The 13,563-nt window shown below is 33.1% G+C and carries 12 protein-coding genes; 1 reads left to right on the plus strand and 11 read right to left on the minus strand.

Annotated features, from left to right (window positions below):
* The first annotated feature begins 76 nt into the window (after window positions 1-76).
* Window positions 77-1,072, plus strand: coding sequence for a phytanoyl-CoA dioxygenase family protein (locus ACM55I_RS04380; protein ID WP_416845551.1), 996 nt, complete (start codon window positions 77-79; stop codon window positions 1,070-1,072).
* A gap of 55 nt (window positions 1,073-1,127) precedes the next feature.
* Here the strand turns inward: ACM55I_RS04380 and ACM55I_RS04385 are convergent, their stop codons facing one another.
* The 11 genes from ACM55I_RS04385 to ACM55I_RS04435 form a co-directional block, all read right to left on the minus strand.
* On the minus strand, window positions 1,128-2,003 hold the full coding sequence (locus ACM55I_RS04385; RefSeq protein ID WP_416845552.1) for a sugar phosphate isomerase/epimerase family protein: 876 nt from the start codon (window positions 2,001-2,003) through the stop codon (window positions 1,128-1,130).
* A gap of 17 nt (window positions 2,004-2,020) precedes the next feature.
* Window positions 2,021-2,914 (minus strand): hydroxypyruvate isomerase family protein, encoded by an 894-nt coding sequence (locus ACM55I_RS04390; RefSeq protein ID WP_416845553.1) that lies wholly within the window; start codon window positions 2,912-2,914, stop codon window positions 2,021-2,023.
* A gap of 11 nt (window positions 2,915-2,925) precedes the next feature.
* The gene (locus tag ACM55I_RS04395; protein WP_416845554.1) at window positions 2,926-4,164 is read right to left on the minus strand and encodes a nucleoside permease; all 1,239 of its coding nucleotides are present in this window, start codon (window positions 4,162-4,164) and stop codon (window positions 2,926-2,928) included.
* 74 nt (window positions 4,165-4,238) lie between these two features.
* A complete protein-coding gene (locus ACM55I_RS04400) occupies window positions 4,239-4,883 on the minus strand; it encodes a 3-keto-disaccharide hydrolase (RefSeq protein WP_416845555.1) in 645 nt (214 codons plus the stop codon).
* A gap of 59 nt (window positions 4,884-4,942) precedes the next feature.
* Window positions 4,943-6,409: a Gfo/Idh/MocA family protein gene (locus ACM55I_RS04405; RefSeq protein ID WP_416845556.1), complete on the minus strand. Its 1,467-nt coding sequence runs from the start codon at window positions 6,407-6,409 to the stop codon at window positions 4,943-4,945.
* Window positions 6,410-6,494: 85 nt separating this feature from the next.
* A complete protein-coding gene (locus ACM55I_RS04410; RefSeq protein WP_416845557.1) occupies window positions 6,495-7,547 on the minus strand; it encodes a sugar phosphate isomerase/epimerase family protein in 1,053 nt (350 codons plus the stop codon).
* Window positions 7,548-7,582: 35 nt separating this feature from the next.
* Window positions 7,583-8,746: a Gfo/Idh/MocA family protein gene (locus tag ACM55I_RS04415; protein WP_416845558.1), complete on the minus strand. Its 1,164-nt coding sequence runs from the start codon at window positions 8,744-8,746 to the stop codon at window positions 7,583-7,585.
* A gap of 10 nt (window positions 8,747-8,756) precedes the next feature.
* The gene (locus ACM55I_RS04420; RefSeq protein ID WP_416845559.1) at window positions 8,757-10,460 is read right to left on the minus strand and encodes a GMC oxidoreductase; all 1,704 of its coding nucleotides are present in this window, start codon (window positions 10,458-10,460) and stop codon (window positions 8,757-8,759) included.
* Between the two features lie 107 nt (window positions 10,461-10,567).
* Window positions 10,568-11,128: a gluconate 2-dehydrogenase subunit 3 family protein gene (locus ACM55I_RS04425; RefSeq protein ID WP_416845561.1), complete on the minus strand. Its 561-nt coding sequence runs from the start codon at window positions 11,126-11,128 to the stop codon at window positions 10,568-10,570.
* A 359-nt stretch (window positions 11,129-11,487) separates the two neighbouring features.
* Window positions 11,488-12,678, minus strand: coding sequence for a hypothetical protein (locus tag ACM55I_RS04430; RefSeq protein WP_416845562.1), 1,191 nt, complete (start codon window positions 12,676-12,678; stop codon window positions 11,488-11,490).
* A gap of 15 nt (window positions 12,679-12,693) precedes the next feature.
* Entirely contained in the window at window positions 12,694-13,524 is an 831-nt protein-coding gene (locus ACM55I_RS04435; protein ID WP_416845563.1) for a type 1 glutamine amidotransferase, read from the minus strand.
* Window positions 13,525-13,563 lie beyond the last annotated feature (39 nt).

Consider the following 13,563-nt stretch of genomic DNA (forward strand, 5'->3'; position numbering starts at 1 on the left):
GCAGTAAATTTAGTGAAAGTATTTAGCCTTCACTTTTTCTAATTTTGAATTAATAATAACACTAGATATCAGAACAATGGAAAAGAATGATAAATCAATGACACCAACTATGACTCCTACAATGGCACCAAATAATGCTCACAAAGATATTCCTGGGAATCCATCAACAGCAAAATCCAGTACATCTAAATTAAATGATCGTTCAAATGGGAAACCATTACGTTTACTAACAGAAGAAGATTGGAAATTTTGGATCGAGAATGGATACATTGTAATAAAAAACGCTGTACCAAAAGAAAATGCTAAAAAGATGGCAGATTTTTTATGGGAATTTGAAGAAAAAAATCAAAATGATCCTGAAACTTGGTACGCTCCACCCAGAGCCGAAATGCAAATGAAAGAACTTACTAATAGCGGTATGGTTGAAGTATACAATCATCAATACCAATGGGATAACCGACAAATGCAAAAAGTGTATGATGCATTTGTAGACATTTGGGGAACGGAAAAATTATGGGTTACAATAGATAGAGCCAATCTCAATTTGCCAATTAAACCCGGTTATGATTTCAAAGGATTCATACATTGGGATTATGACCCGGAAACAAAACCACAAAACGTTCAAGGAGTTCTTGCTTTAGCAGATCAAACCGATGAAAACATGGGAGGTTTTCAATGTATTCCTGATTTATATCGAAATTATGATACTTGGAAATTAACGCAACCCGAAGATAGAAATCGTTTCAAACCAGATGTTACTGGACTGGAAGATAAATTTGTAAAAGTAAAAATGGAAGCGGGTGATTTATTAATTTTCAATAGTACGCAACCTCATGGGATACGTCCAAATATTACAAAAGATAAAGTAAGAATGGCACAATACATTTCTATGATGCCCGCTGAAGAGGATAATGAAGAATTACGTCAATGGCGAATTAATTCGTGGAAAAATAGGATAGCGCCAGAAGGATATGCATTTCCTGGAGATCCTCGTAATTGGGAACAAACTAAATATGAAACGGCTAAACTGAGTGAATTGGGCGAAAAATTATTAGGAGTAACAAAATGGTAATAAAAAAGGGATACTTAGTATCCCTTTTTTTATATAACTATATTTCTTTAGAATATTATATTAAGTTATTTTTGATGTAATTGTAACTTACTGCTGCAGATTCTATTGGATTGGGTTTGTAATTAGATTCATGTTCCAAAAAGAAACGTTTCATCCCTGAAAGCTCAGCTTCAGCAAAAATAGCTTTAAAATCTATCGAACCAGTTCCAATTTCGGCATTAAAATCTGGATTAATTTTATCCATATCTTTCACATGCCACATTTTAAAACGTCCTGGATGTTCCTTGAATAATTGTAAAGGATTATTTCCGGAACGAACTACCCAGTATAAATCCATTTCAAAGTCAACTAAGTTTTTATCTGTATTATTTAATAAAATCTCATAACCCGTAGTAGCTTCAAATTTTTGAAATTCGAAATCATGATTGTGATACGCTAATTTTAAACCTGAAGCCTTACAAATTTCAGCAACCTGATTTATTTTTGATGCTAATTTTTTATAATCATCACTACTTTTTCCTCTTAAATTTTGTACTATATAAGGTATCGTAATGTAGTCACTTTCTAAAATATTAGCAGTCTCTACATAAGACTTAAGAGATTCTGTTGAGCCATTTTCTATATATCCATTGAAATCAAAATGATTACTAGTAGCCTTTAAACCATTATCACACAGCATCGATTTAAAATCCTTTACAGAAGTACCAAAAAAACCATTACTTGGGGAATAACCAAAAGTTTCTACTTCATTAAATCCAACTTTTCCAACTTGGGCTAATACACCTTTTACATCTTTAGGCAAAGTGTCTCTTAGAGTCCATAATTGAATTCCAATCGGTCTCTTTTTTGAAGCAAATGCAAATGAAGGAGCAATAGCTAATGCTCCCAATGCCAAACCGCTATTTATTAAAAAATCTCTTCTTTTTATCATCAGTATTTTTTTATTTATTAAATATCACATATTGTAATAGCCTGTTTTAAGGAGACTAATTTGTTTGGATTTTTAGGAATAAACTCTTGACCTACAAATCCTTTGTAACCTGTTTTGGCAATAGCTCTCATTATTGCCGGGTAATTTAGTTCCTGTGTTTCGTCTATTTCATTTCTACCCGGAACCCCTGCAGTATGAAAATGGGCAATATAATGATGGTTTTCATTTATGTTTCTAATAACATCACCTTCATCAATTTGCATGTGGTATATATCATATAGCAACTTGAAATTTTCAGAATTCAAACGTTTTGCCAATTCAACTCCCCAATATGTTTTATCACATTGATAGTCTTTATGGTCGATTTTACTGTTTAACAGCTCCATTACCAGCGTTACATTATGCTTTTCTGCCAAAGGGATTAGTTTTTGCAAACCAATTACACAATTATTCCAACCTTCTTCATCTGTTATTCCTCTTCTGCTTCCGCTAAAACAAATTAGATTTTTATACCCTGCTTTCGCCACTAGCGGAATCATTTCCGTATAATTTTTTATTAGTGTTTCATGAAATTTGACATCGTTGAAGCCATCAACTAAATTAATTTCAGCTCCATTACACATAGTAGATACTAAATCATATTTTTTCAATGTAGGCCAATCTTTAGGCCCAACCAAATCAATACCTGTGATTCCTATTTTTTTGACTTCAATGCAAAGATTTTCTATGTCAAAATCATTAAAACACCATCTCGCAACAGAATGATTTATGTTTCCCTTTAAAAAATTAGACGCCATATCAGTTTCATTTTTGGGCATAGCCAAAGCAGAAAAACCAGTTGGAATACTCATTGCGGCAGTCCCGGCAAGAATTCCTTTTATAACCGATCTTCTATTTAAATTAGTACTCATATATTTTGTTTTTATGCTGCTGTAATTTCATTTTCCGTTTTACTTTTATCATTGAATAAAAGGGCAAAAAGTAAAAATACACCTAATGCTATACCTGCTGGAATAATCCATACCATTTTCCAATCAATAGTTCCATCAAGCATTTTGTAATTATCCGTTATCCAGCCCGCAACTGCAAAACCTATCAACATACCTACACCATATGTAGCTAATGTTATTAAACCTTGTGCTGCACTTTTATATTTTTCACCCGCTTTTGAGTTGGTGTATATTTGACCTGATACAAAAAAGAAATCATAACAAATACCATGTAAAGCAATACCAATGATTAGCATAAAGCTCAAATCACCTCCATTACCATAAGCAAACAAAACATAACGAATAGCCCAAGCTAACATTCCTACTAAAATAGTTTTCTTAAAACCAAAACGGCTGAAAAATACTGGAATTAATAATAAGAATAATGCTTCCGATATTTGACCTATAGCCATTTTTCCTGTTGGATTTTGAACTCCAGCTTCAGTTAAAAATGGATGTGCGTTTTGATAGTAAAAAGCTAATGGAATACAAATAAGAATTGATGATATGAAAAATATTGCAAAGTTTTTATCTTTTAAAAGTTTTAAAGCATCAAGACCAATAATATCTCCAATTTTAATTTTTTCGTCACTTACTTTCGGTGGTGTTTTTGGTAATGAAAAACTAAATATTCCTAAAATAAAAGCGGCTATTCCTGCTAAAAGAAAAGTGTTTTTTAATAATCCCTGACCAACGCCTTCAGCTGAATCCCAATGAAACAGGAAACTAATGGATAAGCCAGCTAAAATCCAACCTATGGTTCCCCAAACTCTAATATTTGCAAATTCTTTTTCAGGATCTTTCATTTGATTAAAAGCAACTGAATTTACTAGTGCCAATGTTGGCATATATAAAATCATATATCCTAAAACATATGAATAAAAAGCAGTAACATCATCTGAAACATACATTTGATACATCAAAAATGCTCCAATGAGATGAAGAATACCTAAAATTTTCTCTGCATTAAAATAACGATCGGCAATCAAACCAATAATAAAAGGAGCAATAATTGCGCCCCAGGATTGTGTTGAAAAAACAGCAGCAGTTTCTGAACCTGAAGCATGTAAATTACTTGCCAGAAAAGTGCCTAGTGTTACAAACCATGCACCCCAGATAAAAAATTCTAGGAACATCATTGCAGATAATTTAATTCGGATTGTGGTATTCATTGGTTTTAGGTTAGTTAATATAAATCGTTTATAATTTTATTTTAATGTTAATTTGTGAAAATTATCTCTTAGAATTATAGCTCTTTAATTACAATATTTCTATACCAAACATTTTCACCATGATCTTGCAGGGCTATTTTTCCAGTTTTAAAGGTTCCAAAATTTTTCCAAGAAGCAAATTTACTTCCAGCAATAAGTGATTTCCAATTGTCATTCCAAAGTGTTGTTTCAACAACAATAACTCCATTCAATTTTAAAGTAAGCTGACCATTATTACTAATTATTTCAGCTGTATTCCATTCTCCAACTGGTTTAACGGGCTCAATGTCACTTTTTATCAGATCGTATAAATTGCCAGCTCTATGCTTACTTATTTTTCCATCAGGATGTCCGTCATTGTCTAAAACTTGCATTTCTAAACCTGTTTCGTAAGTATTTTTGTATTTTTCAGGATCTTCATGAATGTAGAATATGATTCCGCTATTTGATTTTGGTGCTACTTTCCATTCCAATTTTAAATAAAAATTAGTATATTCCTTATCTGTTACAATATCTCCTCCCTGATTATTTGTAGTTGCAGATGGGTCAAAATGCAATGTACCATCATCAACTTTCCAAGCGGTACCTACTGTGTTTTTACCATAAGTATGCCAGCCTTTGGTGGTTTTTCCATCAAAAAGTGGTTTAAACTCATTTTGGGCATTTGTTATTTGTACCATAACTATTAATGTTAATAAACTTAGGATTTTTTTTATCATGATGATTGCTTTAAGTACTTTTATAAAGTTAAATTATTCCAACCCTGACGATATTCTCGTTTTACAAATTGATTAACATCATCAAAATTTGTAATTTTCATAGCATCATTATCCCACAGTAATTTTACTGAACGACCTGGATATTTCGTTTTACCAATTGTTTCTTTTTGAATATCATATCCTCTGATAGCCAAATTAGCCATTAATAATGCCTCGGTTAAAGGACCAGCGATTTCAAAAGGAGAACTTAATTCTTGTTTCCCAGGACCCGCAATCGAAGCTTCAACCCATTGTTTATAATGTCCATCTGCTCCACCGCTTACTCTAGCGTATTTTTGGGCAACGTTTATATTTTGATTTTTTGTCAAAGGGAGCAAACGAGGGTTCATTCCATATGTGTCACACATCATTTTTCCTTTTGTACCAACAAATAAAGTACCGTTTCCACCATCTCCAAAAATTTCATTTGGTTCTAATTCCAAAGGTCTTTCAGGTTGAATTCCTCCATCCATCCAATGCAAAGTTACATCACCATTCGTTTTATTAGTTTTAGGAAAGGTTAACGTCACATGGCTTGAAGGGGGACAACTTTGTGGAAAGTAACCTCTTTTAAATTCATCAACATAGACAGATCCAACGCTACATTGCACATCCTTAGCATATTTTAAGTTTAACACGCTAAAAGGAGCTTCAATCAAGTGACAACCCATATCTCCTAATGCGCCAGTACCATAATCCCACCATCCACGCCAGTTGAAAGGAACTAATTTATCTACATAATCTCTTTGTGGTGCAGTTCCTAACCATAAATCCCAATCTAATTCTTTTGGAATTTCTGCTTTTGTAGTAGGCCAGGGGATTCCTTGTGGCCAAACTGGACGATCAGTCCAAGCATATACAGTATGAACATCTCCAATTAAATCGGCTTCATACCATTCCTTCATTATTCGGGTTCCATCATTTGACGCCCCTTGATTCCCCATTTGGGTTACCACTTTGTATTTTTTTGCAGCTTGAGTTAAAATCCGAGCTTCATAAATGTCATGCGTTAATGGTTTTTGAACATAAACATGCTTACCTAATTGCATCGCTGCAAGGGTTTGTATTGCATGATTATGATCTGGTGTTGCTACTGAAACAGCATCAAAATTTTTATGTTCTTTATCAAACATTTCTCGCCAATCTTTATAATATTTGGCTTTAGGAAATGCTGCAACACTCTTAGCAGCTCTTCGATCATCAACATCACATAGAAAAGAAATATTTGCTTTTCCACTTTTATCAAACATAGCAATATCAGATTGTCCTTTTCCACCCACACCTATACTGGCAATTAATAAACGATCGCTTGGAGCTACAAACCCTCTTCCCAAAACATGTCTGGGAACAATCATAAATGCTGCAGCAGCTATAGCACTAGTTTTTATAAAATCACGACGGTTTGTTATGATTTTGTTCTCTTTATCGTCTTCTTTTTTAATATCCATTATAAGATGTTTGTTTTTATTATGAAATACAGAAAGTCTATAGGTCCTCGAATTATTACCAAATTTGACTCCATTTTGGATTGTTTTACAATCCTAAATTTTTCATGTTAAATGCTTTATTTGTTTCTACTGCAGCAAAATCATCAAAAGCTTTATCAGTTACTTTTATAATATGCTTTTTTATAAATTCTGCACCTTCACGGGCTCCATCTTCTTGATTTTTAATACAGCATTCCCATTCCATAACTGCCCAACCTTTATAATCGTATTGCGCTAATTTGCTAAAAATGGTTTTAAAGTCAATTTGTCCATCTCCAGGGGAACGATAGCGTCCTGCACGATTTGCCCAACTTTGGTAACCTCCGAAAGTGCCTTGTTTTCCTGTTGGGTTAAATTCAGCATCCTTAACATGAAATGCTTTTATTCGTTCGTGATAAAAATCGATATATTGAATGTAATCTAATTGTTGTAAAACAAAATGGGAGGGATCATATAAAATACAAGCTCTGGAGTGATTATTTACAGCTTTTAAGAACATTTCATACGTTTCACCGTCAAATAAATCTTCTCCGGGATGAATTTCATAACAAAGATCAACACCGTTTTGATCAAATTCATTTAAGATAGGCAACCAGCGTTTTGCTAATTCAGCAAATCCATCTTCCACTAAACCTGGTGGACGTTGTGGCCATGGATGAAAATACTGCCAAAGCAATGAACCACTGAAAGTAGCATGTGCATTTAAACCTAAATTATGAGATGCTTTCGCAGCGTATTTCAACTGTTGAACAGCCCATTCTTGTCTTGCTTTTGAATTACCGTGCACATTTTTAGGTGCAAAAGCATCAAAAAAATCATCATAAGCAGGATGAACCGCCACTAATTGACCTTGTAAATGCGTTGATAATTCAGTGATTTCTAATCCGTAAGAAGCAATGGTACCTTTTAATTCGTCAGCATAGGTTTTACTTTCAGCTACTTTTTGTAAATCGATGAATCGAGTATCTAATGTAGGCATTTGAATGCCTTTAAAACCTAAATCCGCAGCCCATTTACAAATTCCATCTAAGGAATTAAAAGGGGCTTCATCACCAATAAACTGGGCTAAAAATACAGCAGGACCTTGTATTGTTGTCATTTATTTATTTTATTTTTTTTATGAATACCCTTTTACTACAAAACGTAAGGAGTCCATTTTTTATCTGAATGTGCTGAAACTACAACGTTATCAATAAATGCCATACCTCTTAATCCATCTTCAACAGAAGGGAAATCTAACATTTCTGGAGTAGGCTCATTGCCATCTAGTTTACAACCAAGTGTTAATGCAAAATTGCGATATATATTAGCAAATGCTTCTAAATATCCCTCTGGATGCCCTCCAGGAGTACGACAATTATGAGTAGCAAATGAGGATAAATGTCCATAATTGCTACCGGCTCTTAGAATTTGTGCGGGTTCATCTAACCATCTTACGATTAAAGTATTAGGGTCATGTTGCAACCATTCTATTCCACCTTTTTCACCATAAACTCTTATTCTTAAAGCATTTTCTTCTCCTGCAGCAACTTGAGAAGCCATTAAAACACCTTTAGCACCATTATCAAATTTTAACATTACGGCTCCGTCATCATCCATTACACGTCCTTCAACTAATGTATTTAATTCCGCACAGACATCTGTAATCTTAGATCCTGTAATATATTCTGCTAAATGAGCTGCATGAGTACCAATGTCTCCCATTACAGAACTTTTCCCTGCTTTTGTTGGGTCTGTTCTCCAAGCAGCTTGTGTATTTCCTTCTCTTTCAGATAATTTACTAAGCCATCCTTGAGGGTATTCTACCCAAACTTTTCTAATCTTTCCAAGTTTTCCCTCTCGTACCATAGCCTTTGCCTGCTTTACCATTGGGTAACCGGAATAAGTATGTGTCAAACAAAGGATTAATCCTGTTTCTTTTATTTTTTGTTCTAAAAGTTTGGCTTCTTCTAATGAAAAAGTGATTGGTTTTTCGATTACGACATTAAAACCATAATCTAAAGCCATCATAGCAGGTGCAAAATGGGCAAAATTGGGAGTAACAATAGTTACAAAATCCATTCGTTCATTAGCAGGTAATGCTGCTTCAGCTTTAAACATTTCTTCATAAGTTAGGTATGTTCTTGATTCTGGAAGAAACAAGGCTTTTCCTGATGCAATTGCAGTTTCTGGTTTTATACTCAATGCACCACAACTTAATTCTATAAGTCCATCCATATTGGCGGCTAAGCGGTGAATGGCACCTATAAAAGCATCTTGGCCACCACCGACCATACCCATTTTTAATTTTCTATTCATCTTTTGTATACTAAATATTCCCTTTTTTTAGTTCTTTTACTGCATAATCACAAGCTCTAGCCGTTAATGCCATAAAGGTCAATGATGGGTTTTGGCAAGCAATGGATGGCATACAAGAACCATCTGTTACAAATACATTATTAACTTCGTGCATTTGATTCCATTTGTTCAAAACAGAAGTTTTAGGGTCGTTACCCATTCTGGCAGTTCCCATTTCGTGAATGGCCATTCCAGGATAACATTCATTATCATACGTTTCTACATTTTTAATTCCTGATGCTTCAAGCATTTCTGCTGCATCATTCATCATGTCAATACGCATTTTTTTCTCATTTTCTTTGTATTCGCAATCAATAGCTAATACCGGTTGACCCCATTTGTCTTTTTTATCATGATTGATATACACTTTATTTTCATAATAAGGCAACATTTCACCAAAACCACCTAATCCCATATTCCAAGTATCAGCTGGAAGACTCATTTTGTCTTTAAAATCTCCACCAAAAGCTAATTCTGCAACTTCTTCATGCCAAGGATTTCTACTGGCCCCACCTTGATAACCAAAACCTCTTAAATAGTCTCTTTTATCATTTCCGATATTTTGATATCTAGGAACATAAATACCATTAGCTCTTCGGCCATAAGTATATTTATCTTCAAAACCTTCAGCTTTTCCTGAAGCACCACAACGGAAATGATGATCCATCAAGTTATGCCCTAATTGACCACTGGCATTACCTAATCCTTCCGGATGTGCTTCTGAAGTTGAATTTAATAAAATAAATGTTGAGCCTAAAGTAGAGCCATTTACAAAAACAATTTTAGCATAAAACTCCATTGTTTCATTAGTTTCTGCATCAATTACCATAACCCCTTTTGCTTTCTTGGTATCTTTATCATAAATGATATGATTCACAATAGAGTAGGGTCTTACCGTTAATCTTTTAGTTGCCATAGCTGCAGGAAGGGTAGCTGATTGTGTGCTGAAATAAGCACCAAACGGACAACCACGGCTGCATAAATTTCTATATTGGCAATTCCCACGACCATTATGAGGAACAGTCAAGTTTGCTGTACGTCCAATGGTAAGAATACGTGTTCCTTTATAATGCTTTTCCATTCTTTCCTTAACGGATTTCTCAACACAGTTCAAATCCATTGGTGGTAAAAATATACCATCAGGTAAAAGAGGCCAATTTTCTGCTTGCCCGCTTATTCCTGCAAATTTTTCTGCATAATCATACCAAGGGGAAATATCTTTATAACGAATAGGCCAGTCATTACCATGACCATCTTTAGCATTATCTTCAAAGTTATGATCACTTAAACGGTAACTTTGACGTCCCCACATTAAGGATTTTCCACCAACATGAAAACCTCTATACCAGTCAAAACGTTTATCTTCGGTATACGGGCATTCTAAATCATTTACCCACCATTTTTCATTTGCTTCACTATATGGGTAATCTCTTGTTTGAACTGGGTGCGTTCTTTTTTGCTCTTCGGTCATTTTTCCGGCATGCTTAAATTCCCATGGATTTTTCATGGCCGAATCGTAATCTTTTATGTGTTCGATGTTCATTCCGCGTTCCAACATCAAGACTCTTAATCCTTTTTCAGTTAGTTCTTTTGCGGCCCAACCACCACTTATTCCTGAACCTATAACAATTGCGTCATAAGTATTTTCTTCTTTTAAATTTGAATTTATATTCATTCTAGAGGAGTTCTATTAGGTTAATTTGAAGATAATATTTCGAAAAAATTAATATTATAAAATCCTAAAACATTTATAAAAAAGGATTTTATTTTACCAATTGATTTCTATGTAGCCCAAGCTTTTTGACCTGGTTTGTAATCTGCACTCCCATCATATCTACCAGGAACTGCAATATATTCACGTGCTTGAGTACAACCAATTTCTGATGAAAAATATCCTAAAATTGTTAAGTCTCTAGCAATAATGAAAAATGAAGGTTTTTTAACATCCACAAGTGATTCCGTTCTTAAATGCTCCATTATTTTAACACGCTCTTCAGGAGAAAGAGAGATGAAATTTTTGCTGTATTCTTTTTGACATTTCTCTTCCATCGCTTTCATTCCAGAAGCAAAAGTTTGTTGTAAATCAGCAGGATAACATTCATTAATCATCATAGGAATAAAAGCACCTAAACCAGCCGCTTTAGCTCCGGGAGCTGCTTTTGTAGTAGGAATGATTATATCTGCAAATTCAGCTAAAAGAGCTTCATCTGTAGGTGAAAATGATACTTTACTATTCTCATTGTCAGGAATTACATAATCTTTAATTAAAATTCCAACTGTTGTTGCTGAGATAACACCTCCCAGCACCAATGCCAAGTTTTTGATTGCTCTACGTCTATCCATTTACTAAATTATTAAAAGTATTACTATTTGTTGAATATTATGCATTTATTATAACAATACAATAATAAATAAAAATAAGACAGATTCATTTTTTTAATGTTAAATTATTGATAGAATTCAATAATTTGCAAATTATTAAGGAAATAGATTTAAAAAAATCATCAAATACTATCTCTAATCAACAAAAATTATAAAAAATTGATTTTTTTCAGACTAAGTAGAGACATTTTTTTTTCTAAAAAAGGGAAAACTTGATTTTTTTGTAAGTTTTAAATTACACATAGATTAACTAAAACGTTTTATTTAAATGTCAATGCGTTAAAATGACGTTTTTGTTGTCGAAATACTATTTAAAAAAATCAGCGTTCAAATAACCCCAAAGTACCACCAACCCAATCTTTATCTTTATTGAATTTCACACCTATCATTTCACCACGACTCAATCGGACTAAGTTGCAAAGTACAGTAGGAGCCGTATCTTCTTTTTTCCAAATACAAAGCATACGTACTTCAGCTTTTACTTTCCCATCAGGAGATTGAACAATTGGAATGTAGTTTACCTTTTTTTGGAGAATATAAAGTTCTTTTTCAACTACCGCTTCTATGTCTTCTTTTTTTACATGAAAAACAACACCCGTTCCTGAAAAAGAAAATAAAGGTTTTAAAACATAATTTTCTAAATCCTCGGGGATTTCTTTGAGTTCACTCAATAATGTAGTTTCTATAAAATATTTTCCTTTTAAGAAAGGCAAAATAAATTTACTGATTCTAAAAAACCAGTTGGGATGGCCTGCCCATTCTACATCAAGCTCATCTGAGAAATGAAAATTCAATTTTAAATCAGTGCGTAAATCCAATTCATCAAAAATGACCCGATTATAAATTCGTTTTACAAGAATTTCGTCTCCTTTTTCGTTTTTATAAAATAGTTGTTTCCCTTTTTTTATAAGTTCAGTAACACAAACTATTGGGATTCCAATGTCTCTGTGACAGTAATAAAAATCGATTTTTGTGTTTTGTTTTTCTGGTTCTATTTCAAGAAGAATAACATTTTCTTTGGGATGATTGTTACAAATCGCTTCTTGAAGTATATCTATATATTCCTGTGGTTCAATATTATTGATAAAAGGAGTTAATTCGCTAAGAAAAGGATACTGATTCTTAAATTTTTTATATAAATTAATTTGATAATTATACAAAGAAGGGAATCCTTGTACTTCAATCAGTTTAGGGATAATCACTCCATCTTCTTCGCAAATTCCAAAATCAATAGCTAAAAAAGTAGTGTGCTCATCTTCATTTGGAACTTTATGATTTAATTCTAATGACTTATCTGTAAGTAACTTAAATGATTTATCCTGAATTAAAGCTATAACTTCATTGCTACCTTCAATCAATTGCGATTTTAGTTCATTTGAAATGAAAAAAGGAGTTTCACCTATTCGAAAAGTAGGCATATAATTAAAATCGGAAGCAATATCATCTTTAAGTTCTTGATATTTTTTTTCTGTAAATTGAGCATTAAATAACTCCCGATATTTTGAAATCATTTGGAATGGATTGTATTAATTAGAAAGCATTTTCTTTGTTTTCATCAAGTCATTAATGGCTATTCGAAGGAAATTTGGAATCAAAGTTTCATTGGTTCTGTATATTTTATCATCATCCAATAAATCTTCCAGCATATTTCTAAACTTTCTTTTCCCTTTCATAGCTCTGATTTTCTCTTTTGCTTCTTTATTTCTCAAATGGGAAACAAAACTAATAGGATCTGCTTCTGGGTGAAATTGAGTACCTACAAAATAGTCAGTAAAACGAACTGCCATAATTGCACGTTCATATTGTACATGGTCCCTAATTTTTTCTAAAGAAATAATTTTAGCCCCTTTTTTTGTAAAAATACTTAGCTTAGGTTGTACAACTTGATAGTCTCTGGAATCAATTGCATAGAACGGATCAGATAATCCTTCGAAAAGAGGATCAACAAGTCCTTCTTTTGTTTTATGAATAGTCATAACACCAAAAGAAGTATCGTTTCTTTTAGTCACTGTAGCTAAACCAAAATGCAAACATGCCATTTGAAAAGAGTGACAAATAAATAGTACATGTTTTTTAATTGAATTTTCATTGTTCCATTTGTTCAATGAATCAATAAATTCATAATATTTCACATCCCAATTTCCATCACCTATTAATGGATTTCCAGGTCCTCCAGTTGAAATATAAATATCGAACTTGTGAATATCCGGCAATTCACATTTTACCCGAACATCGAATATTTCAAAACTCATAACTGGACTAAACCGATTCACTACATCAATTATACAACGCATACCTTGGTTAGGTTCACCGTTGTACATATCCAAAATCGCTATTTTTATAATTTTATTGGGCATAAACTATTTTTAAAAAACAAGGTACAAAGGTAATTTATA

The sequence above is a fragment of the Flavobacterium algoris genome, from assembly GCF_048158525.1.
GTDB lineage: Bacteria > Bacteroidota > Bacteroidia > Flavobacteriales > Flavobacteriaceae > Flavobacterium > Flavobacterium algoris.

Excerpts from the sequence above, each read along its gene's own strand:
- ACM55I_RS04380 (WP_416845551.1), top strand. The coding sequence starts at position 77 with ATGGAAAAGAATGATAAATCAATGACACCAACTATGACTCCTACAATG.
- ACM55I_RS04385 (WP_416845552.1), bottom strand. The coding sequence starts at position 2,003 with ATGATAAAAAGAAGAGATTTTTTAATAAATAGCGGTTTGGCATTGGGA.
- ACM55I_RS04390 (WP_416845553.1), bottom strand. The coding sequence starts at position 2,914 with ATGAGTACTAATTTAAATAGAAGATCGGTTATAAAAGGAATTCTTGCC.
- ACM55I_RS04395 (WP_416845554.1), bottom strand. The coding sequence starts at position 4,164 with ATGAATACCACAATCCGAATTAAATTATCTGCAATGATGTTCCTAGAA.
- ACM55I_RS04400 (WP_416845555.1), bottom strand. The coding sequence starts at position 4,883 with ATGGTACAAATAACAAATGCCCAAAATGAGTTTAAACCACTTTTTGAT.
- ACM55I_RS04405 (WP_416845556.1), bottom strand. The coding sequence starts at position 6,409 with ATGGATATTAAAAAAGAAGACGATAAAGAGAACAAAATCATAACAAAC.
- ACM55I_RS04410 (WP_416845557.1), bottom strand. The coding sequence starts at position 7,547 with ATGACAACAATACAAGGTCCTGCTGTATTTTTAGCCCAGTTTATTGGT.
- ACM55I_RS04415 (WP_416845558.1), bottom strand. The coding sequence starts at position 8,746 with ATGAATAGAAAATTAAAAATGGGTATGGTCGGTGGTGGCCAAGATGCT.
- ACM55I_RS04420 (WP_416845559.1), bottom strand. The coding sequence starts at position 10,460 with ATGAATATAAATTCAAATTTAAAAGAAGAAAATACTTATGACGCAATT.
- ACM55I_RS04425 (WP_416845561.1), bottom strand. The coding sequence starts at position 11,128 with ATGGATAGACGTAGAGCAATCAAAAACTTGGCATTGGTGCTGGGAGGT.
- ACM55I_RS04430 (WP_416845562.1), bottom strand. The coding sequence starts at position 12,678 with ATGATTTCAAAATATCGGGAGTTATTTAATGCTCAATTTACAGAAAAA.
- ACM55I_RS04435 (WP_416845563.1), bottom strand. The coding sequence starts at position 13,524 with ATGCCCAATAAAATTATAAAAATAGCGATTTTGGATATGTACAACGGT.